Below are 20,954 nucleotides of genomic sequence, written 5' to 3' on the forward strand. Positions count from 1 at the left end.
GCAGTGCGTGATGCGAATAGCTCGGTGGAGCCGCGGGGAATCGAACCCCGGTCCACTTCGACGATTCCGTGCCTTCTACGAGCGTAGTTCGTGAAAACGTTCTACTCGGCCCCGTTCTTTGTCGCGAACACCTAGAACGACAGGCCCAGCCTCAGTGAAAGTCCCGGCGCGCCCTGAGACACGACGCACCAGCAAGCCCCCTAGATGACGCCAGGAAACCGGGGCGGAGGCCCACCCGACCTGACGGACTCGGTCTCGTGCTTAGGCAGCGAGAGCGAAGTCGGTGCGCTTAGCGTTGGCACCTATGATTTGCGAAGGGCGTTAACGAGATAACTCCGCATCCTCGGCCCGCTTCTCACAGTCTCAAATCGACGTGTCGAAACCGATCGGCCCCGTGCACTGCGCCGGTGAGGGCCCAGTCGAGGTATTCGCATCACGCACTGTGGAATTGTCAAACCAGGGCGAACCCCGGCCCTACAGGATACCTCTTCGCGCGGGCAAAACCAAGCCCGGCAGGAAACCGCTCCGTGCGCAGGCGGTAGACTGGTTCACCGTGAGACGGGTGGCGGTGGTGGTGCTTGAGGGGGCGAAACCTCTCGACGTCGGCATTCCGGCGCAGGTGTTCACGACCCGCGCGAGCATGCCCTATACGGTCGATGTCTGCGGCGTGCGCCCGGGCCTCATCGCGGGCGGCGACGGGCTCTCGTACCATGTCGAGCACGGGCTCGAAGCGTTGGAGATCGCCGATCTCATCTTCGTGCCCGGGTACCGCGTGCCCGACCAGGATCCGCCCCCGCAGGTGCTGTCCGAGGCGCTCGGCCGCGCCCACGCTCGGGGGGCGCGCATTGCGGCGATCTCGACCGGCGCGTTCGCGCTCGCGGCGGCCGGGCTGCTGAACGGGCGGCGCGCGACCACGCACTGGCACTATTCGCGTACGCTCGCCGAGAAGTATCCCGAGATCAATGTCGATGAGCGCGTGCTCTTCGTGGATGAGGGATCGGTGCTGACCTCCGCCGGCGCGGCGTCGGGCATCGATCTGTGCCTGCACATCCTGCGCAAGGAGGCGGGGATGGCGGTGGCGAACCATGCTGCGAGGCGCCTCGTGGCCGCGCCGTACCGCAGCGGCGGCCAGGCCCAGTACGTGCCCCACAGCGTGCCCGAGTCGCACGGCGAGCGGTTCACGCACACCCGCGACTGGGCGCTGCAGCACCTCGCCGAGCCGCTCGCGATCGAGGAGCTCGCGGCGCACGCGCGGGTCTCGCCGCGGACGCTCTCACGCCGATTCCGCGACGAGACCGGGTACACGCCGATGCAGTGGATCATGCGCGCGCGGCTCGACCGGGCGCGCGAGCTGCTCGAAGAGACCGATCTGAGCGTCGAACTGATCGCGGTGCAGGTCGGCCTCGGCACGGCCACGAACCTCCGCCGCTACTTCCGCCGTGTGCTCGGCACGACGCCGACCGAGTACCGGCGTACGTTCTCCGACGCATGAGCGGCTCGGCACCGACCCGTTCCCCATCGGATACCGCGCGTTCAGAGTTTGGCGCGAATCGTTTGCACTGTGGCATTACTGCCACTGGTGATCGGTGGAGGATCGCGAGAAACTTGAACCAGAATCAATCCAGTGTTGTCGAAAGGGACTGAACTCCATGACTGGACGTATTGCGATCAACGGCTTCGGGCGCATCGGCCGCGGCGTGCTCCGCGCCATCCTCGCGCAGGATGCCGACATCGAGGTCGTAGCGATCAACGACCTCACCGACGGTGCGACCCTCGCTCACCTGCTCGAGTGGGACAGCGTGTACGGCCGCCTCGGCACCGAGGTCTCGTACGCCGACGGTGAGCTGCACGTCGGCGATCGCAGCATCAAGGTCTACGCCTCGGCCAACCCGGCCGAGCTGCCCTGGGGCCAGCTCGGCGTCGACGCCGTGCTCGAGTCGACGGGCCGCTTCACCAAGGCCGCCGATGCGAACAAGCACATCGAGGCGGGCGCTCGCCGCGTACTCATCAGCGCCCCCGCGACCGGTGCCGACCTCACCGTCGTCGTCGGTGTGAACGACCACCTGTACGACCCCGAGAAGCACACGATCGTCTCGAACGCATCGTGCACCACGAACGCCTTCGCGCCGCTCGCCGACGTGCTCGACAAGCTCGCGGGCATCGACCACGGCTTCATGACCACCGTGCACGCCTACACGCAGGATCAGAACCTCATCGACGGGCCGCACAGCGACCCCCGTCGTGCGCGCGCTGCGGCGCTCAACATCGTGCCGACGACGACCGGCGCCGCGAAGGCCATCGGCCTCGTGCTGCCCCAGCTCGACGGCAAGCTCGAGGGCACTTCGATCCGCGTTCCCGTTCCCGTCGGCTCGATCGTCGAGCTCAACGCGACCGTGTCTCGCGACGTGACCCTCGAAGAGGTGCTCGCGGCATACCGCCAGGCCGCCGACCACGGGCCGCTCAAGGGCATCATGCAGTACTCGGAAGACCCGCTGGTCTCCTCCGATATCGTCGGAAACCCCTACTCGTCGATCTTCGACTCCGACCTCACGCAGGCCGGCGGCCGCTACGTGAAGGTCGTCGCCTGGTACGACAACGAGTGGGGCTTCTCGAACCGAGCAGCCCACATGCTCGAAAGGCTCTCGGCCTAAGCGTTTAGTCCGAGAACACGAAACCCCCGAGGGCAGTCGGGGGTTTCGTCATTTTCGGGGCCCGTTCCGGAGCTCGGGCGCTGAGCGCCCCGCGTGCTACTCCGCGCGGCGGCCGCGCAGTCGCAGTGCGAGCAGCGCGATGGCGCGCCATCCGATGAACAGCACTCCGATCGCTCCGGTGGCGACGAGTACGAAGGGGAGCGCGGTGCCGGCCCCCGATACGAGGCGCAGCAGCATGCCGATGAGCACGGTGCCGAGCCAGAGCGGGATGCCGATGCGCACGATGCTCAGCGGGCGTCGCCAGGCGAGCAGCACGAGCCACATGAGGCCGAGGCCTGCCAGAAACGGCCAGGCGGTCTGCAGCAGGCCGACGAGTGTCGCGTCGCGCGCATGGCTGCGGCGTCCGGACGCGGCGAAGACCAGCACGAGCGCCGCATCGCACAGCAGTGCGAGGAGTGCTGTGCGGGCCGTGGGCACGGCGCGGCCGGCGTTCGCAGTGCTCATCGCGCGCCCTCGGCCCGGGCTCGCGCGATGGTCGTGATCACCGCGTCGTGCAGTGCACCGTTCGTGGCGAGCGAGCTGCCGTTCCAGGCGCTCTCGGCGCCCGTGACGTCGGTGAAGCGGCCGCCGGCCTCGCGCACGATCGGGATGTGGGCGGCGAGATCGTAGGCCTTCACATCGAACTCGGCGACGATATCGAGGAGGCCCTCGGCGAGCAGCATGTACGACCAGGCGTCGCCGTAGGCGCGGTCGCGCCACACCCGCTCTTCGAGGGCGAGCAGCGACGGCAGGTGGCCTGCGAGGCGCCATTGCTCGATCGACTGGAAGCTGAGCGAGGCGTGCTCCAGGTCGGCGATGCCGCTGACGCCGATGCGCCGGGGTGCGGTGGCGGCTCCCGTGGCGCGGTGATCCTGCCGCCACGCGCCGCCGCCGGTCTCCGCGAACCAGCGCGATCCCATGGCGGGCATGCTCACGACGCCCGTCTCGACGACGCCGTCGACTTCGAGGGCGATGAGGGTCGCCCAGTTGGGCACGCCGCGCAGATAGTTGGAGGTGCCGTCGATGGGGTCGAGGATCCACCGGCGCGCGCCCTTCTCGGTGCGGCCCGACTCCTCGCCGAAGAAGCTGTCGTCGGAGCGGTGGTGTTCGATGCGCTCGCGCAGTGCGTCTTCGACCGCCTTGTCGGCGTCGGTGACGAAGGTGCGGTCGGGCTTCGTCTCGATGGTCAGGTCTGCCGCGCGGAATCGCGGCAGCGAGATGGAATCGGCGAGATCGGCGAGTTCCAGGGCGAACGCGAGATCTGCGGAGGGGAGTGGGGGAGCGACTGCCATCATGACCTTCCCGCAAGGACCCGGACGTGCTCCGGATACAAGAAAAGCCCCACTGGTCAGTGGGGCTTTTCTCTTGCTGTGCGCCCTCACGGGCTCGAACCGTGGACCCGCTGATTAAGAGTCAGCTGCTCTACCAACTGAGCTAAAGGCGCCTGCTGCTCCCTGAGCAACAGAACTAAGTTAGCACAGCTTTTCGGGAGGGCTCAAATCGTGGCCGGATGCGCGGTTCGCCGGGTGTGTCGGTGCACCCGCCCGGTCGCGGATCGCTACTTCTGCTTGCGCTTCGGACGCACGAGGAGCGTCGCGGCGACGACGATGGAGAGGAGCGAGCCGACCATGACCGCGAGCGCACCGGTGTCGGCGTGGGTCTCGTCGGTGAAGCTCAGGTCGGCGACGAGCAGTGCGACGGTGAAGCCGACACCCGCGAGCGCCGCGACGCCGATGAGCTGGCTCCACTTCACCGAATCGTCGAGGCGCGCCCGCGTGAACTGGGTCACGAGCCAGGTCGTGAGCGTGATGCCGATCGGCTTGCCGAGCACGAGGCCCGCCATGATGCCGAGGGCGATCGGGCTGAACGGGAACTCGGAGTTGCCGCTGATGGCCACGCCGGCGGCGAAGAACGCGAACACCGGCACCGCGATGCCGGTCGACAGCGGGCGGAAGCGGTGCTCGAGCGTCTCGGCGAGTGCGACGCCCTTGCCGCGCACGGGTACGAGGAAGGCGAGGATGACGCCGGCGATGGTCGCGTGGATGCCCGAGGCGTGGAAGAGGCCCCAGGCGACGATGCCGATCGGCAGCAGCACGAGCCACGGCCCCCACATCGAGCCCGCGAGCTGCTGCGGCAAGCGGCGGGCGACGAAGGCGTAGAGGGCCATCGGGATGAGCGAGAGCAGCAGGGGGACGAAGTTCACACCGCCGGTGTAGAAGATCGCGATGATGGCGATCGCGATGAGGTCGTCGACGACGGCGAGGGTGAGCAGGAACATGCGCAGGGCCGCCGGCACGCCGGGGGCGATGAGGCCGAGCACGGTGACGGCGAAGGCGATATCGGTGGCGGTCGGGATCGCCCAGCCGTGGGCCCCCGGGCCGCCCGCGTTGAACGCGACGTAGATGAGCGCCGGCACTGCGACACCGCCGAACGCCGCGGCGACCGGCACGATCGCGGTCGAGAACCGGCTCAGCGCGCCCTCGACGAACTCGCGTTTGAGTTCGAGGCCCGTCATGAAGAAGAAGATCGCGAGCAGGCCGTCGGAGGCCCAGGTGCCGACGGTGAGGTCGAGGCCGAGCGACTCGGGCCCGATGCGGAAGTCGCGCAGCGCGAAGAACCACTCCGCGAGCGGGGAGTTCGCGGCGAGGAAGCCGAGCAGCGCCGCGCCCATGATGATGACGCCGCCGATGAGCTCGGCGCGCAGCAGACGCGCGACGCGGTTGGCCTCGCGCCGGTTCACCAGGGTGAAGATGCGGATCGTCCGTGTACGGGTGCTGGGCGCACCGGGCAGATGGATCGGTGAAGTTTCATTACGGTTCATTAATCTTGTCCTCTTCGACGGGGCTCTGAAACGCTCGTCGACCAGACTTCCCGACACACCGTGTTCACATAGTACGGCATCGACGGCGCCCGAGAACCATCGACAGGGATCGGCGGTCGCAGCGACGCGCGATCCCTGGAGGCCCGGCGCCGAGGCGACGCCCGGAGCGTGCTGCAGCGCTAGCGGCCAGAGCCCTCCGCGGCGTACTCCTCGTCCTGCTCCTGCATGGCGACGCTCGCGACGGCGAGTGCGAGGCCGGCGAGCCAGACGCCCCAGACGAGGAAGCGGCGCCAGTCGTTGCGCATCGACTTCGTGCGGCGCGCGGTCGTCATCGCGCCGAAGGCCGCGCCGATGACTCCGGGGTTGGTGACGTACTTGCCGATCTGCACGACGTGTCCCTCATTCCTATTCGCTGGTGCTCGCGTCTTCGGGCTTCCCACCACACTACCCGTGGCCGGTGCATCGTCGTGGGGCATCGGGAGAGGGATAGACTGGACGACATGGCAGAAATCGATATCAAGCCGCGAAGTCGCGACGTCACCGATGGCATCGAGAAGGCCGCAGCGAGGGGCATGCTCCGCGCGGTCGGCATGGGAGACGAGGACTGGGATAAACCCCAGATCGGTATCGCGAGCTCGTGGAACGAGATCACGCCGTGCAACCTCAGTCTCGACCGTCTCGCCCAGGGCGCCAAGATGGGCGTCCATGCGGGCGGCGGCTACCCGATGGAGTTCGGCACCATCTCGGTCTCGGACGGCATCTCGATGGGGCACGAGGGCATGCACTTCTCGCTCGTGTCGCGCGAGGTCATCACCGACTCCGTCGAGACCGTCGTCATGGCGGAGCGTCTCGACGGCACCGTGCTGCTCGCGGGCTGCGACAAGTCGCTGCCGGGAATGCTCATGGCGGCCGCGCGCCTCGATCTGTCCTCGGTCTTCCTGTACGCCGGTTCGATCGCGCCCGGCTGGGTGAAGCTCTCGGACGGCACCGAGAAGCAGGTCACGATCATCGACGCGTTCGAGGCCGTCGGCGCCTGCGTCGCGGGTACCCTCAGCGAAGAAGACCTGAAGCGCGTCGAATGCGCGATCGCGCCGGGCGAGGGCGCCTGCGGCGGCATGTACACCGCGAACACGATGGCGTGCGTCGCCGAGGCGCTCGGCATGAGCCTGCCGGGTTCGGCCGCGCCCCCGAGCGCGGACCGCCGCCGCGACTACTTCGCCCACCGCTCGGGCGAGGCCGTCGTCGAGCTGCTGCGCCGCGGCATCACCGCGCGCGACATCCTCACGAAGGAAGCCTTCGAGAACGCGATCACCGTGGCGATGGTGCTGGGCGGTTCGACGAACGCCGTGCTACACCTGCTCGCCATCGCGCGGGAAGCCGAGGTCGAGCTCACGCTCGAGGACTTCACCCGCATCGGCGCGACGACGCCGCACCTCGCCGACATGAAGCCGTTCGGCCAGTACGTCGCCGAGGACTTCGACCGCGTCGGCGGCATGCCGGTCATCATGAAGGCCCTGCTCGATGCCGGCCTGCTGCACGGCGATGCGCTCACCGTCACGGGCAAGACCGTCGCCGAGAACCTCGCCGACGTCGACACCGCGATCGACGGCAAGGTGATCCGCCGACTCGACGACCCGCTGCACGCCAACGGCGGGCTCACGATCCTCTCGGGCTCGCTCGCGCCCGAGGGCGCCGTCGTGAAGACCGCGGGCTTCGACGCCGAGCACTTCGAGGGCCCCGCACGCGTCTTCGAGCGCGAACGCGCCGCGATGGACGCCCTCGAGAACGGGAGCATCCAGAAGGGCGACATCGTCGTCATCCGCTACGAGGGGCCGAAGGGCGGCCCGGGCATGCGCGAGATGCTCGCGATCACCGCGGCCATCAAGGGCGCGGGCCTCGGAAAAGATGTACTACTATTGACGGACGGACGATTCTCAGGCGGCACAACCGGCCTGTGCATCGGCCATATCGCACCGGAAGCGACGGACGGTGGTCCGATCGCCCTGGTCCGCGACGGCGACCTGATTCGGGTCGACATCGTCGCACAGACGCTCGACCTGCTGGTAGAACCCGCTGAGCTCGAGGCCCGCAGAGACACCTGGGCCCCGCTACCCCCGCGGTACACACGTGGCGTTCTCGCGAAGTACGCGAAGCTCGTCCGGTCCGCCTCCGAGGGTGCCGTCACCGGCTGATCCTCGCCCGACCGACGAGCGGTTCTCCCGTGCGTCCGCACGCCCGAAGCGAACCGATACCCCCATCGAGCCAAAGAAAGCAAGCAATGACCTCGGAATCGAGTGCAAACCCCTTGAAGAATCCGCCCCAAGGCGAACGGATCACCGGCGCGCAGGCCGTCGTCCGCAGCCTTGAAGCGCTGGGAGTGACCGATGTCTTCGGTCTTCCCGGCGGCGCGGTGCTTCCGCTCTACGACACCCTCATGGGCGATGAGCACCTCCGTCATGTGCTCGTGCGCCACGAGCAGGGCGCCGGCCACGCCGCCGAGGGCTACGCCTCGGCCAGCGGCCGCGTCGGCGTGTGCATCGCCACCTCCGGTCCGGGCGCGACGAACCTCGTCACCGCCATCGCCGACGCCTACATGGACTCGGTGCCGCTGCTCGCGATCACCGGCCAGGTCTTCTCGCACCTCATGGGCACCGATGCCTTCCAGGAGGCAGACATCGTGGGCATCACGATGCCGGTGACGAAGCACTCCTTCCTCGTCAAGCGGCCCGAGGAGATTCCCGGCGCCATCGCGGCCGCCTACCACCTGGCATCGACCGGCCGTCCCGGCCCCGTGCTCGTCGACATCACGAAGGACGCGCAGGAGGGCGAACTCGACTTCGCCTGGGACCCGCGCGTCGAGCTCGTGGGCTACCGTCCGATCACGAAGGCCAACAGCAAGCAGATCCAGGCCGCCGCCGAACTGATCGCCGAAGCGAAGAAGCCCGTCTTCTACGTGGGCGGCGGCGTGATCCGCGCCCGCGCTTCGGAGGAGCTGCTGCAGCTCGCCGAGCTCGTCGGCGCTCCCGTCGTGACCACGCTCATGGGCCGCGGCGCATTCCCCGACTCGCACGAGCAGCACCTCGGCATGCCCGGCATGCACGGCACGGTCCCGGCCGTGCTCGCGCTGCAGGAATCCGACCTGCTCATCACCCTCGGCGCCCGCTTCGACGACCGCGTCACGGGCCGTGCGGCGCTCTTCGCGCCCGAGGCGAAGATCATCCATGCCGATATCGACCCGGCCGAGATCGGCAAGATCCGCGCCGCGGATGTGCCAATCGTGGGCGACGCCGCCGAGGTGATCGCCGACCTGATCGCGGCGGTCTCGACCGCCAAGCTCGCGCGCGACTTCGCCGACCTGACGCCGTGGTGGGAGCGCCTGAGCCAGTTGCGCGAGACCTACCCGCTCGGCTACCAGCCCACGAGCGACGGGCTGCTGTCGCCGCAGCACATCATCCAGCGCATCGGCGAGCTCACCGGCCCCGAAGCCGTCTACGCCGCCGGCGTGGGCCAGCACCAGATGTGGGCCGCGCAGTTCATCAAGTACGACCGGCCGAACTCGTGGCTGAACTCGGGCGGCGCCGGCACCATGGGCTACGGCGTTCCGGCCGCCATGGGCGCCAAGGTCGCCGAGCCCGACCGCGTGGTCTGGGCGATCGACGGCGACGGCTGCTTCCAGATGACGAACCAGGAGCTCGCCACCTGCGTGGTGAACAACATCCCGATCAAGGTCGCGGTCATCAACAACTCCTCGCTCGGCATGGTGCGCCAGTGGCAGACCCTCATCTACGACGGCCGCTACTCGAACACCGACCTGAACACGGGGCACGGCTCGCAGCGCATCCCCGATTTCGTGAAGCTCGGCGACGCGTACGGGTGCCTCGCGATCCGCGTCGAGCGCGAGGAGGAGATCGACGATGCGATCAAGCTCGCGCTCGAGACGAACGATCGCCCCGTCGTCATCGACTTCGTGGTGAGCGCCGACGCCATGGTGTGGCCGATGGTGCGCCAGGGCACGTCGAACAGCGATATCCAGTACGCCCTCGAGAACAGCCCCGAGTGGGGAGAGGAGTAATCATGAGCCGCCACGTACTCAGCCTCCTCGTCGAGGACAAGCCGGGTCTGCTGACCCGAGTCGCCGGGCTCTTCGCCCGCCGTGGATTCAACATCGAGTCGCTCGCCGTCGGCCCGACCGAGATGCGCGGACTCTCGCGCATCACCGTCGTCGTCGACGAGGACGAGGTGCTGCTCGAGCAGGTCACCAAGCAGCTGAACAAGCTCGTCAACGTCATCAAGGTCGTCGAGCTCGACGATTCGAGCTCGGTGCAGCGCGAGCACGTGCTCATCAAGGTGCGCGCCGACAATCAGACCCGTTCGCACGTGCTCGAGGCGGTCACACTGTTCCGCGCTCGGGTCGTCGACGTCGTCCCGGATGCCCTCACGATCGAGGTCACCGGCGACACCGGCAAGATCGACGCCTTCCTCAGGGTGCTCGAGCCGTACGGCATCAAGGAGATCGCGCAGTCCGGACTCATCGCTCTCGGCCGCGGCGCGAAATCGATCAGCGAGCGGGTCTTCAAGAACTGACGCCCGGCCGCGCCGAACGGCCTCTCGGCCCCGGATCGGACCGAGAGCTCCATATTCCACCAGCACCAGCGGGCACTGCGGATTCCCGCAGCATCGCCCGAGAAACCAACACAACACAAGGAGAAACCCAAGTGGCAGAGATGTACTACGACGCTGACGCCGACCTCTCGATCGTCCAGGGCAAGAAGGTAGCCGTCGTCGGCTACGGCTCGCAGGGCCACGCGCACGCGATGAACCTGCGCGATTCGGGCGTCGAGGTCGTCATCGCGCTCAAGGAGGGCTCGAAGTCGATCCAGAAGGCCGAAGAAGCGGGCTTCGAGGTCAAGAACGTCGCCGACGCATCCGAGTGGGCCGACCTCATCATGATCCTGGCGCCCGACCAGCACCAGCGCTCGATCTACAACGATCAGATCAAGGACAAGCTGACCGCGGGCAAGACCCTCGCCTTCGCGCACGGCTTCAACATCCGCTTCGGCTACATCGAGACCCCCGAGGGCGTCGACGTGATCCTTGTCGCCCCGAAGGCTCCCGGCCACACCGTGCGCCGCGAGTTCGAGGCCGGCCGCGGCATCCCCGACATCATCGCCGTCGAGGTTGACGCTTCGGGCACCGCATGGGAGACCGCGAAGTCGTACGCCAAGGCGATCGGCGGCACCCGCGCCGGCGTCATCAAGACGACCTTCACCGAAGAGACCGAGACCGACCTCTTCGGCGAGCAGGCCGTGCTCTGCGGCGGCACCAGCCACCTGGTGCAGGCCGGCTTCGAGGTGCTGACCGAGGCGGGCTACCAGCCCGAGATCGCCTACTTCGAGGTGCTGCACGAGCTGAAGCTCATCGTCGACCTCATGTGGGAGGGCGGCATCGCGAAGCAGCGCTGGTCGATCTCGGACACCGCCGAGTTCGGCGACTACGTGTCGGGCCCGCGCGTCATCGACGCCGGCGTCAAGGAGCGCATGCAGGGCGTGCTCGCCGACATCCAGTCGGGTGCGTTCGCGAAGCGCTTCATCGACGATCAGGATGCTGGTGCGCCCGAGTTCACCGCGCTGCGCGCGCAGGAGGAGCAGCACCCGATCGAGAAGACCGGTGTCGAACTGCGCAAGCTGTTCGCCTGGCAGCAGAGCGATTCGGACTATGTCGACGGCAGCGCCGCGCGCTGACGCGACGGAGTCGCAGACCAGCACTGCTTCGCGCAGGCCGCGTGCGGTATGCGCTCGTCGACGGCAGCGCCGCGCGCTGAGCTGCTGAGTTCGAGCGGAGGGTCCGGGAGCGAATCGCTCCCGGACCCTTTGCGTTCACCGGGCGCTTGCTCTCAGCACTCCGTTTCTCGCTACACTGTGACTCAATCACTGCGAGGAACGAGGATGATCTCATGGGACTGCTGAAGGCTGCGACTGGTGCGATCGGCGGTACTCTCGCCGATCAGTGGAAAGACTTCTATACGGTGCCGACGGGACTCGCGCCGACCGCCGCGCTGTTCGCCGCGGTGCCCCAGGGCACGAATGCCGGCCGCGGTTCGAACACCAGCGGCTCCGACGGCGTCATCACGAACGGCAGCCGGATCGTCGTGCCCGAGGGCTACGGCCTCATCCTGATGCAGGAGGGCGCGATCACCGGCTTCACTTCCGAGGCCGGCGGCTACGAGTGGAACTCGGAGGCGCAGGATTCGCAGTCGATCTTCACCGGCGGCGGCTTCGTGAGCGCGCTCATCAAGACCTCGTGGGAGCGCTTCAAGTTCGGCGGGCGGCCCGGGGCGCAGCAGCGCGCCTACTTCGTCGCGCTCAAGGAGCTGCCGAACAACCGCTTCGGCACGCAGTCCGAGATCTACTGGGATGACGCCTACATGAACGCCCAGGTCGGCGCGATCACTCGGGGCACCTACACGCTCAAGATCTCCGACCCGATCCTCTTCGTCAAGAATTGGCTGCCGGCGAAGTACCTCGAGCCGGGTCAGGTGTTCGACTTCACCGATATCGACAACGATGCGGCGTCGCAGCTCTTCAACGAGGTCGTCGGTTCGCTCGCGCCCGCGTTCTCGATGTATACGAACGACCCGGCCAAGGGCAACCGCATCACCAAGATCCAGCAGGATTCGGTGGGCTTCGCGCAGAGCCTCTCGGCCGCCGTCGAGGCCAACTACCAGTGGAGCACCGGCCGCGGCCTCGAGATCGCGAGTACCGCGATCGTCGCGATCGAGTACGACGAGAACACCCGCGAACTGCTGAAGAACGTGCAGCGCGCGGATGCCCTCGCGGGCGCGCGCGGCAACTCGAATCTGCAGGCATCGGTCGCCGCCGGGTTCGAGTCGGCGGGCGAGAACGCCGGCGCGGGCGGCATCTTCGGTATGGGCATGGCCGCGGGCCAGGCCGGTCTTGGCGGGCTGCAGCAGCCGGTGCCGGGAGTGGGGGCGCAGTCGGCACCGGCACCGGCGCAGGCGCCGGCCGCGGCGGAGCCTGCCGCCGACGACCCGATGGCCAAGCTCACCCAGCTGAAGAGCATGCTCGACGCCGGGCTCATCACCGAGGACGATTACAACGCTGCGAAGGCGAAGGCGCTCGGCCTCTAGCCGCGGCCCCGACCCTCGACTGTTCGGATCAGGTATGAACGAGATTCCCGATCCGGCGCGGGGCGGCGCTGTTCCGGCGCCGGGTGCTCCAGACCCGGTGCCGGCGGCGTCGACCGCGCCGGTCACACCGTCGCCGGCCGATGCGTCCGCTCCATCCGCGCCGCACCCGGCGCCCGATGCGGCGCTGCCCGATGCGCTCGCCCCGCAGGGGCCGACGACCATCGACACCCGGAACGACCGTCTCGGCGACGGCGTGAACCGGTGCCCGCGCTGCGGCTCGACCGAGATCCAGCTGCGCCCGGCCACGGGCATGCTGATCTGCCTCTTCTGCCGCTACGAGTGGACGGAGGCGCAGATCGCCGAGGCGCTCCCGGAGGAGGTGCCGCTGAGCGAGCTCTCGGGCACGACCATCGCGTCGGGCGCCGCCGACATCGACCCCGCGGTCGCGGGGGTGCTGACGCTCAAGTGCGGCGGCTGCGGCGCCGAGGTCGTCGTGAACACGGCAGAGGCCATGTCGTCGCGCTGCCACTGGTGCCGCCATGTGCTGACGGTCAACGAGCAGGTGCCGAACGGCGCGGTGCCCGACGCGGTGCTCCCGTTCCAGCTCACCCACCAGGAGGCGGTCGAGCGCATCCGCGCGTTCGCCGGCAAGCGCCGCACCTTCGCCCATGCGCGCTTCAAGCGCGAGTTCACCCCTGAGAACGTCGTGGGCGTCTACATGCCCTACATGGTCGTCGACGGCAACGCTTCGGCCGATGTCGCGGGCTACGGCGAAGTGCTGACGCGCCGTTACACCCGCGGCAGCGGCGATGACGAGGAGACCTATTACGACGCCGACATCTACCAGGTGCAGCGCCATGTCGACTTCACTGTCGACGACCTCACGATCGAGTCGTCGGCCGAGCGGGCGAACATGGACGCGCTCGTGAACACGAACAACATCATCAACACGATCCTGCCGTTCGACACCAAGAACGCGGTGCAGTGGAACGCGAGCTATCTGACGGGCTTCACCTCGGAGCGCCGTGATCAGGACGTCTCGCAGATCGAGCCGGTGCTCGAGGGCCAGCTGCTCTCGATCGCGCGCTCGGAGGTCTCGCCCACGCTCGCCGGCTACAACCGGGGCGTGCGCTGGGAGACGGAGCGGCTCGACGTGCATGGCACGCGGTGGGTGTCGATGTACTTGCCGGTGTGGCTGTACTCGTACTACCAGGAGAAGGGCGGTCGCGGCATGGTGCACTATATCGCCGTTAACGGCCGCACTGGCGAGACCATGGGTAGCGTGCCGGTCTCGCAGGGGCGTCTGCTCACCGCCGCCATCACCGCGGGTACCGTGGTCGAGGGCCTGGCCATCGCGATTCTGGTGGCGACGGCATGAGCGCGCTCCTCCTCGACCTGGTCGACGCGCTCGGCGCCGTCTCCCCGCAGTCCGCAGCGCTGGTCGCGCTCCTCGCACCGTTCGCCGATGCGGTTCCTGCGGTCGCGGCCGTGCTGGTCGATGCGGGCGTCTCGGTCGGCAACGTGCTCGCCTCCTCTGACGAGGGCAGCCCGGCCTGGCTGCTCGCGGCGGGCCCGGCAGCCGGCGGCGGCATCTACTGGACCCTGTTCCGCTACTACCGCAACACCGACAAGTCGCACCAGTTCGAGCGCGAGACGATCATCGAATCGCAGCCGGTGCAGGGCTCGGATGTGAAGGTCGACGAGGTGCGCGGTACGAAGCGCAGCCGCATCGACGGCGACAACGGCAGCAACTACCGGCAGCGGGTGCAGCGGGTGAGGTAGCCCGCGTCGCGGGTCAGGCCCGTCCGCCGCCCGCGCGAGTGGTGCGGGCGGTGGCCTGCGCCGTCCACGGGTCTTCGGGCCACGGATGCTTCGGATATCTGCCGCGCATCTCCTTGCGCACCTCCTGGTAGGGGCCGTTCCAGAACGATGACAGGTCGCCGGTGACGGCGAGGGGACGCCGCGCCGGCGAGAGCAGGTGGAAGAGCACGGGCACCCGGCCGTCGGCGAGGCGCGGCGTTTCCGCGAGCCCGAACGCCTCCTGCAGCTTCACGGCGACGACCGGCAGCGCTTCGGGGTCGTCGGCCGTCGGGTAGTCGATGCGCACCCGCGATCCCGACGGCACGGCGAGGCGCTCCGGGGCCAGCTCGTCGAAGCGTGCAGCCTCCGGCCACGGCAGCAGGCGTCTGAGCGCGGCCGCGGTGTCGAGCTGCTGCAGCGAAGCCGCAGGGTGCAGCCGTGCGAGGTCGGGGCCGAGCCAGTCGGCGAGGCGCGCGAGCAACGACTCGTCGTCGACTTCGGGCCAGGGATCGCCGAGCGTGCGGCGCAGCAGCGCGAGGCGGCCCCGCAGCGTCTGCGCTTCGGCGGGCCAGGCGAGGGCGCTGAGCCCCGCTTCGCGCAGGTGCCGTGCGAACGCGGGCTCCGTGTCGGCGCTGGTCGGGCTGACGGGGGCCGAGGCGAGCCCGATCGCGCCGAGCCTGCGCTCTTCGCGCACCCGGACGCGTCCGTCGTCGATGCGGGCGATGCGTTCGGCGACGAGGAGGGACCGGCCGATGCGCAGAGCGGCATGCTCGTCGAGCGGTGCGGCGAGGCGGATCACGGCGCCGGTGCCGTCGGCCGCGCGTCCGGCGGCGCGCTGCACCTCGTGGACGGCGAGCCAGTCGACGCCCGCGAGCCCGCTGCCCTCCGGGAGCGCGGCGCGGGTGCCGCTCGCGAGCAGGTAGCCGCGGCCCCGCCGGTCTTCCCCCGGCACGCGGCGCGCGATCCACTCGGGGCGGGCGAGCGCGACGATGGTGCCGGGGCCGTGCTCCCGGTCGGCGATGCCGACCTCCGCTCCGGTTCGGGCTCCGGAGCCGGTCTGCTCCCGGCGCGCGAGATCGAGCAGCCGTCGCGCCTCTCGTCGCCAGCGGTCCGCCCCGGGAGCGCGGCCGGTGCGCAGCTCGCGCATGAGCCGGGTGAGGTCGGCGCCCGCCTCGCGATGGTCATCGCTGATCGCGGCGACGATCTCGGCCGCGACTCGCGCATCACCGAGTTCGTCCGCGCCGGCGATGAGCGCTCGGGCAGTGCGAGCGCCGATCGGGAGCCGGGCGATGCGTGCGCCGGCCGCGGTGACCCGGCCCGACGCATCGACGAGGTCGAGCGACCGCAGCACCGATTCCGCCTGAGCGATCGCTGCCGGCGGGGGAGCGGTCGGCAGCCGCAGGCCCTCGCCCCGCGGGGTGCCCCAAGCGGCGAGCAGCAGCGCCGAGTCGACGAGGTCGGCCGAGGCGATCTCGGGAGCGGAGGCCTGCGGCATGCGGGCGAAGTCGGTCTCGGCGTACGCGCGCACGGCTCGGCCCGGCCCCTGGCGCCCGGCGCGGCCGGCCCGCTGCTCGGCGCTCGCGCGCGAAGCGCTGACGGTCACGAGCCCGGTCATATCCCGTGCGCGGTCGCGCCGGACCTCGCGGGAGAGCCCGGCGTCGACGACCACGCGCACTCCGGGCACCGTGAGCGAGCTCTCGGCGAGAGCGGTGCTCACCACGATGCGCGGCGCGTCCTCCGGGCCGCGGCCCGATACGGCGCGATCCTGATCGCGCGCGGGCAGGCGGCCGTGCAGGGGGAGCACCTCGACCTCGCCGGCCCGCCCGGCGTTCGGCGCCTCGCGCAGGAGCCGCACGACCTCGTCGACCTCGCGCGCTCCGGGTACGAACACGAGGGCGTCGCACGCGTCGGGGTGCTCCGTCGCCGCTCGGGCCTGCGCCTGCCGCGCGGTTCGGGCCACATGGGCGAGGTACCCCCGGGTCACCCCGCGCTCGTCGAGGCGCGCCTCGACGGCGGGCGCGTAGTCGATGCGCAACGGGTGCAGCGGCGATGGCACGTCGATGACAGTCGCTGGTCGCGATCCCTGGCCAGACCCCAGTACCTCGGCGATGCGCCCGGCGTCGAGCGTCGCCGACATCGCGATCACCAGCAGATCGTCGCGCAGCTCGCGCACCTCGGCGAGCATGCCGAGCAGCAGATCGCCGTCGACCGAGCGCTCGTGCACCTCGTCGAGGATGACGGCGCCGACGCCATCGAGCCCGGGGTCGGCGAGGAGCCGGCGCAGCAGCACGCCGGGGGTGAGGGCCTCGATGCGCGAGCGCTCGCCGATCTTGCGTTCGCCGCGCACGGTGAAGCCCACCGGCCCGCCGACCGGGCTGCCGTCGAGCGCGGCGATGCGGTGCGCCGCTGCACGGACCGCAACGCGACGGGGCTGGGTGAGCAGTACGCGGCCGCCGGCCCGCTCCGCGAGGAGGTTCGCGAGGAGCGGCGGCACGAACGTCGTCTTGCCGGTGCCCGGGGGAGCGGTGATGACGAGTGCGCCCGTCGCGGCGGCCTCGATCTCGCTCCGGGCGGAGGCGACCGGCAGCTCCGCGCCGATGCGATCGAGGTCGAAGAGATGCGGCGTCACCCGTCCAGCCTACGGCGCGCCGCGCCGATCAACCGCCCTGCGGTCGCGCTCGCGGATGGCGTCGTGGAGGGGCAGGGCGGCCCGAATCGGCTCGGCAGGCACCGTCGGTGCCGCCTCGACCGGTTCTTGCGCCGGTATCGAAGCCCGGGCCGGACCGGGCCGGGCCCTCCCGAACCGGCCGCCTCCTCTGCGACCCGCTCGCAATCGCAGACATGCTTAGGTATGCTTCATTAACATCAGATGAAGTGCGTTGAAGGGACACCCCTTGGCAGTGAGCAATATCGCGGTCGATCATGCCGATACCGGATTGATGACCGCAGCAGTCGAACGGGCGGAACGCATCTCACCGCATTTCGTGCGCGTCACACTCGGCGGCGAAGCTCTGGAGCACTGGCGCCACCTCGGCTTCGACCAGTGGTTCAGACTGGCGCTGCCGGTTTCGAGCGCCACGACCCTCGATGGCCTCGGCGACCGCTTCGACATGCGCGGCTACCTGCGGTATCTCGCTCTTCCCAAGGCCACGAAGCCGGTGATCCGCAACTACACCGTGCGCGAGTTCCGCCCCGAGGCGCTCGAGCTCGACATCGACTTCGTCGTGCACGGCACCGCCGGCGTCGCAGGCCCCTGGGCCGCGTCCATGCCGGTCGGGGCGACGGTCGGGCTCATCGACCAGGGCTGCGGCTACCGCCCGGTGCCCGGAGCCGGCGAGGTCGTGCTCGCGGGCGACGAGAGCGCGATGCCCGCCTTGCTCGGTATCCTCAGGGATCTCCCGGCCCGCACCACCGGCAGCGCCATCATCGAGATCCCGGACGCCGCCGACCGGCAGCCGACGATCGCCCCCGACGGCGTCGACGTGCACTGGATCGTGCGCAGCGGCAGCCGGCGCCCGGGCGCCGAGGCGCTCGACGCCCTGCGATCCCTGCAGAAGCCCGCGGGCCCCGTGTCGGCCTTCATCGCCGGCGAGCAGCAGCTCGCGACCGGCGGGCGCCGCCACCTCGTGAACGAGCTCGGCGTCGACAAGAGCGCGATCGACTTCTCGGGGTACTGGCGCCAGAAGTAGCGGCGCGAAGCGCCCACAGCGATTCGGGAGCGCGCTGCCGATACGCTGGGGGAATGCGCAAGAAGAGACCCGAGGAGCCGCGGGAGAGCCTGATCGCGAGCGGGTGGACGGTCGAAGCCGAGCCCGTGCAGGAGCCCGCCGCAGCACCGGTCGACGCGCCCCTCGCGGCTTCGGACGACGCCGAGGCGCTCGCCGCAGACCCGCGCCCCCAGTACTCGAACGCCGCGCTCGTCGTGCTCGGTCTGTGCGGCGGTCTCTACCTGCTGTACGCCTGGATCTGGCTGAGCTGGGCCCAGTACTACGCGCCCGTGAACGCGAATCTCGCGGCATCGGCCGGTGCGCTCGGCGGCACCGCCCAGAACATCGTCTACTGGATCGCACCGCTCGCTCCGATCCTCTGGTTCCTCGCCGCGCTGCTCATGAATCGCGGCCGGCTGCGCGCGCTCCTGCTCTGGATCGGTATCGGCGCTGTCGTGCTGGTCCCGCTGCCCGTGTTCGACGGATGGAGCTTCTGATGGGGTCGAAGATCACCGCCTGGGTGCTCGGGGCCCTCATCACCCTGCTCTACGCAGCCACCGTCGCGGCCGCGGTGGGCAATCTCGTGCTGCTGCCGCGCATGGGCGCCGAGATCGGTTACGCGATCAGCGCCTTCGGCTGGTTCTGGCTGTGGTTCGGCATCCTCGTGCCCGTCGTCGTGTTCGGCCTCGCTCTCGTCATCGCGCGTGGGCGGCGCGCGGCCATGCGGCTGCTCGTGCTCGTCGCGGGTCTCGCCATCGTCGGCATGATCCAGCTCGAGGTCATGCACCTCGTGCCCCAGTCGCTGTTCTTCACCGCCTGACGGGTGCGCACGGGGCGTACGCCGCACCCGTCGGCCGCGCTCGATCCCGGCGCCCGGTCCCGGCGCCCTCGGGTCGCACCGCGACACATTCGGGGCTGCGCACGACCGGGAGTCTAGACTGGGACCCGGCCCTTGCGGCCGAATCCCGCAGATCGCCCATTCCCGGAGGAACCATCTGATGCCTGCGCCGGTCGTATTGATCGCCGAACAACTCTCGCCCGCCACGATGGCCGCCCTCGGCCCCGACTTCGAGGTGGTGCACGCCGACGGCACCGACCGCGATGCGCTGCGCGACGCACTCGCGAAGGCCGACGCCGTGCTCGTGCGATCCGCGACCCAGCTCGATGCCGAAGCGATCTCGTGGGCCCCGAACCTCAAGGTCATCGCCCGCGCCGGCGTCGGCCTCGACAACGTCGACATCAAGGCGGCGACCCAGGCCGGCGTGATGGTGGTCAACGCCCCGACCTCGAACATCATCAGCGCCGCGGAGCTCACGGTCACCCACATCCTGAGCCTCGCACGCCACGTGCCCCGTGCGCACGCCTCGCTGTCGGCGGGGGAGTGGAAGCGCTCCGCCTTCACCGGCATCGAGCTCTACGAGAAGACGATCGGCATCATCGGCCTCGGTCGCATCGGCGGCCTCGTCGCCGAGCGCCTGCGCGGCTTCGGCGTCGAGCTCATCGCATTCGACCCCTACGTCACCGCCGCCCGAGCGCAGCAGCTCGGCGTGCAGCTCGTCACGCTCGAAGAGCTCGTCGAGCGCTCCGACTTCCTGACCATCCACATGCCCCGCACCCCCGACACGCTCGGCATGATCGGCGCCGAGCAGCTCGCCGCGATGAAGCCGACCGCCTACGTCGTCAACGTCGCCCGTGGCGGACTCATCGACGAGGCGGCGCTCGCCGAGGCGCTCGCCGACGGGCAGATCGCCGGTGCCGCCCTCGACGTGTTCGTGCAGGAGCCGCCGGCCGACGGCGCGCTCACCTCGCTGCCGAACGTGAACGTCACCCCGCACCTCGGCGCATCGACCGCTGAAGCCCAGGAGAAGGCGGGCGTGGCCGTCGCCAAGTCGGTGCGGCTCGCCCTCGCCGGCGACCTCGTGCCCGACGCCGTGAACCTCGCCGGCGCCAGCATCGACGAGTACGTGCGCCCCGGCCTGCCCCTCACCGAGAAGCTCGGCCAGGTGTTCGCCGGCCTCGCGAACGGCCCCATCGCCTCGCTCGACATCGAGGTGCACGGCGACCTCTCCGAGCACCGCGTCGGCGCACTGCGACTCGCAGCGCTCAAGGGCCTCTTCTCGAAGATCGTCAGCGACCCCGTGTCGTACGTCAACGCTCCGCTCATCGCCGAGCAGCGCGACCTCGAGGTGCGCTTCACGGTCGACGCGGTGTCCGAGAGCTACCGCAACGTCATCACGCTGCGAGGAGCGCTCACTGACGGCCGTCAGATCTCGGTCTCGGGCACGCTGACCGGCCCGAAGCAGATCGAGAAGATCGTCGAGGTCAACGGCTTCGAAGTCGAGCTGCCCGTGCCCGCGCACCTGCTCGTGCTCAGCTACAACGACCGCCCGGGCGTCGTCGCGGCCTACGGCGGGCTGCTCGGCGAGGCCGGTGTGAACATCGCGGGCCTGCAGATCGCGCGCGACGAGAAGGCCGGCACGGCGCTCTCGGTGCTCTCGGTCGACGCTCCGGTCTCGGAAGGCCTCGTCGAGGGGCTGCACGGCGCCGTCGACGCGGAGTACCTCTGCGTCATCGATATCGACGCGTAGTCCTCGATTCCGAGATTTCTCTCGACGCTTTCGGCCGGGTCCGCATCGCGCGAGCCCGGCCGTTGCTCGTCGCGCGTCGCGCTTTGCTCGTCGCGCGCTGGTTGCTGGTTGCTGGTTGCTGGTTGAGTGTTGAGTGTTGAGTGTTGAGCGCCGCCGCTCGCGCTTCGCCGTGTGGAGCCGGATGCACCACCGAGGCCCCTC

General features: G+C 69.6%; 18 protein-coding genes, 1 tRNA gene and 1 other RNA gene. 13 read left to right on the top strand and 7 right to left on the bottom strand.

Translation table 11 applies throughout. From position 1 onward, the window contains the following. Positions 1 to 22: 22 nt before the first annotated feature. Positions 23 to 394, bottom strand: a transfer-messenger RNA (tmRNA) gene (gene ssrA / locus NHL51_RS06005). A 159-nt stretch (positions 395 to 553) separates the two neighbouring features. Between ssrA and NHL51_RS06010 the strand changes: the two genes are divergently transcribed. Beyond that, entirely contained in the window at positions 554 to 1,492 is a 939-nt protein-coding gene (locus NHL51_RS06010; protein WP_434142449.1) for a GlxA family transcriptional regulator, read from the top strand. 157 nt (positions 1,493 to 1,649) lie between these two features. Beyond that, positions 1,650 to 2,651 carry a type I glyceraldehyde-3-phosphate dehydrogenase gene (gene gap, locus NHL51_RS06015; protein ID WP_434142450.1) on the top strand — a complete coding sequence of 334 codons (1,002 nt, stop codon included), beginning with the start codon at positions 1,650 to 1,652 and terminating at the stop codon, positions 2,649 to 2,651. 96 nt (positions 2,652 to 2,747) lie between these two features. Here gap and NHL51_RS06020 read toward each other — a convergent pair whose 3' ends face one another. The 5 genes from NHL51_RS06020 to NHL51_RS06040 form a co-directional block, all read right to left on the bottom strand. After that, positions 2,748 to 3,155 (bottom strand): DUF3054 domain-containing protein, encoded by a 408-nt coding sequence (locus NHL51_RS06020; RefSeq protein ID WP_434142452.1) that lies wholly within the window; start codon positions 3,153 to 3,155, stop codon positions 2,748 to 2,750. Continuing rightward, positions 3,152 to 3,982, bottom strand: a complete 831-nt coding sequence (locus tag NHL51_RS06025) for an inositol monophosphatase family protein (RefSeq protein WP_434142454.1) — start codon at positions 3,980 to 3,982, stop codon at positions 3,152 to 3,154. The genes NHL51_RS06020 and NHL51_RS06025 overlap by 4 nt, the downstream gene beginning before the upstream one ends. 79 nt (positions 3,983 to 4,061) lie before the next feature. Next, positions 4,062 to 4,134 (bottom strand) — tRNA-Lys (locus NHL51_RS06030). Between the two features lie 114 nt (positions 4,135 to 4,248). Next, on the bottom strand, positions 4,249 to 5,511 hold the full coding sequence (gene nhaA / locus NHL51_RS06035; RefSeq protein ID WP_434142455.1) for a Na+/H+ antiporter NhaA: 1,263 nt from the start codon (positions 5,509 to 5,511) through the stop codon (positions 4,249 to 4,251). A 179-nt stretch (positions 5,512 to 5,690) separates the two neighbouring features. After that, entirely contained in the window at positions 5,691 to 5,900 is a 210-nt protein-coding gene (locus tag NHL51_RS06040) for a hypothetical protein (RefSeq protein ID WP_434142456.1), read from the bottom strand. A gap of 111 nt (positions 5,901 to 6,011) precedes the next feature. Here NHL51_RS06040 and ilvD point away from each other — a divergent pair, with 111 nt between their 5' ends. From ilvD to NHL51_RS06075, 7 genes are all read left to right on the top strand, one after another. Next, on the top strand, positions 6,012 to 7,703 hold the full coding sequence (gene ilvD, locus NHL51_RS06045; protein ID WP_434142458.1) for a dihydroxy-acid dehydratase: 1,692 nt from the start codon (positions 6,012 to 6,014) through the stop codon (positions 7,701 to 7,703). Positions 7,704 to 7,759: 56 nt separating this feature from the next. Continuing rightward, positions 7,760 to 9,583 (top strand): acetolactate synthase large subunit, encoded by a 1,824-nt coding sequence (locus tag NHL51_RS06050; RefSeq protein ID WP_434142773.1) that lies wholly within the window; start codon positions 7,760 to 7,762, stop codon positions 9,581 to 9,583. A 2-nt stretch (positions 9,584 to 9,585) separates the two neighbouring features. Next, positions 9,586 to 10,095, top strand: coding sequence for an acetolactate synthase small subunit (gene ilvN / locus NHL51_RS06055; RefSeq protein WP_434142459.1), 510 nt, complete (start codon positions 9,586 to 9,588; stop codon positions 10,093 to 10,095). A 92-nt stretch (positions 10,096 to 10,187) separates the two neighbouring features. Then, the gene (ilvC, locus tag NHL51_RS06060) at positions 10,188 to 11,252 is read left to right on the top strand and encodes a ketol-acid reductoisomerase (RefSeq protein WP_434142774.1); all 1,065 of its coding nucleotides are present in this window, start codon (positions 10,188 to 10,190) and stop codon (positions 11,250 to 11,252) included. Between the two features lie 212 nt (positions 11,253 to 11,464). Continuing rightward, positions 11,465 to 12,658 (top strand): SHOCT domain-containing protein, encoded by a 1,194-nt coding sequence (locus tag NHL51_RS06065; RefSeq protein ID WP_434142461.1) that lies wholly within the window; start codon positions 11,465 to 11,467, stop codon positions 12,656 to 12,658. Between the two features lie 34 nt (positions 12,659 to 12,692). After that, positions 12,693 to 14,036, top strand: a complete 1,344-nt coding sequence (locus NHL51_RS06070) for a TFIIB-type zinc ribbon-containing protein (RefSeq protein ID WP_434142462.1) — start codon at positions 12,693 to 12,695, stop codon at positions 14,034 to 14,036. After that, a complete protein-coding gene (locus NHL51_RS06075; protein ID WP_434142463.1) occupies positions 14,033 to 14,440 on the top strand; it encodes a hypothetical protein in 408 nt (135 codons plus the stop codon). The genes NHL51_RS06070 and NHL51_RS06075 overlap by 4 nt, the downstream gene beginning before the upstream one ends. 13 nt (positions 14,441 to 14,453) lie before the next feature. On the opposite strand, the gene hrpB is transcribed toward NHL51_RS06075, so the two are convergent. Then, positions 14,454 to 17,087, bottom strand: a complete 2,634-nt coding sequence (hrpB, locus tag NHL51_RS06080) for an ATP-dependent helicase HrpB (protein WP_434142464.1) — start codon at positions 17,085 to 17,087, stop codon at positions 14,454 to 14,456. A gap of 271 nt (positions 17,088 to 17,358) precedes the next feature. On the opposite strand from hrpB, the gene NHL51_RS06085 reads away from it, so the two are divergent. The 4 genes from NHL51_RS06085 (at position 17,359) to serA (ending at position 20,753) form a co-directional block, all read left to right on the top strand. Beyond that, positions 17,359 to 18,147, top strand: a complete 789-nt coding sequence (locus NHL51_RS06085) for a siderophore-interacting protein (protein ID WP_434142775.1) — start codon at positions 17,359 to 17,361, stop codon at positions 18,145 to 18,147. Between the two features lie 53 nt (positions 18,148 to 18,200). Continuing rightward, entirely contained in the window at positions 18,201 to 18,662 is a 462-nt protein-coding gene (locus tag NHL51_RS06090) for a hypothetical protein (protein WP_434142465.1), read from the top strand. Further along, complete coding sequence (locus tag NHL51_RS06095) at positions 18,662 to 18,985, top strand: hypothetical protein (protein WP_434142466.1); 324 nt, start codon at positions 18,662 to 18,664, stop codon at positions 18,983 to 18,985. The genes NHL51_RS06090 and NHL51_RS06095 overlap by 1 nt, the downstream gene beginning before the upstream one ends. A gap of 178 nt (positions 18,986 to 19,163) precedes the next feature. Then, positions 19,164 to 20,753, top strand: a complete 1,590-nt coding sequence (gene serA, locus NHL51_RS06100) for a phosphoglycerate dehydrogenase (RefSeq protein WP_434142467.1) — start codon at positions 19,164 to 19,166, stop codon at positions 20,751 to 20,753. The last annotated feature ends 201 nt before the right edge of the window (positions 20,754 to 20,954 follow it).

Source organism: Leucobacter sp. gxy201 (assembly GCF_051043335.1).
Lineage (GTDB): Bacteria > Actinomycetota > Actinomycetes > Actinomycetales > Microbacteriaceae > Leucobacter.

Coding starts and splice junctions, on each gene's coding strand:
- gap (WP_434142450.1), top strand. CDS start 1,650: ATGACTGGACGTATTGCGATCAACGGCTTCGGGCGCATCGGCCGCGGC.
- NHL51_RS06020 (WP_434142452.1), bottom strand. CDS start 3,155: ATGAGCACTGCGAACGCCGGCCGCGCCGTGCCCACGGCCCGCACAGCA.
- NHL51_RS06025 (WP_434142454.1), bottom strand. CDS start 3,982: ATGGCAGTCGCTCCCCCACTCCCCTCCGCAGATCTCGCGTTCGCCCTG.
- nhaA (WP_434142455.1), bottom strand. CDS start 5,511: ATGAACCGTAATGAAACTTCACCGATCCATCTGCCCGGTGCGCCCAGC.
- ilvD (WP_434142458.1), top strand. CDS start 6,012: ATGGCAGAAATCGATATCAAGCCGCGAAGTCGCGACGTCACCGATGGC.
- ilvN (WP_434142459.1), top strand. CDS start 9,586: ATGAGCCGCCACGTACTCAGCCTCCTCGTCGAGGACAAGCCGGGTCTG.
- NHL51_RS06065 (WP_434142461.1), top strand. CDS start 11,465: ATGGGACTGCTGAAGGCTGCGACTGGTGCGATCGGCGGTACTCTCGCC.
- NHL51_RS06070 (WP_434142462.1), top strand. CDS start 12,693: ATGAACGAGATTCCCGATCCGGCGCGGGGCGGCGCTGTTCCGGCGCCG.
- NHL51_RS06075 (WP_434142463.1), top strand. CDS start 14,033: ATGAGCGCGCTCCTCCTCGACCTGGTCGACGCGCTCGGCGCCGTCTCC.
- NHL51_RS06090 (WP_434142465.1), top strand. CDS start 18,201: ATGCGCAAGAAGAGACCCGAGGAGCCGCGGGAGAGCCTGATCGCGAGC.
- NHL51_RS06095 (WP_434142466.1), top strand. CDS start 18,662: ATGGGGTCGAAGATCACCGCCTGGGTGCTCGGGGCCCTCATCACCCTG.
- serA (WP_434142467.1), top strand. CDS start 19,164: ATGCCTGCGCCGGTCGTATTGATCGCCGAACAACTCTCGCCCGCCACG.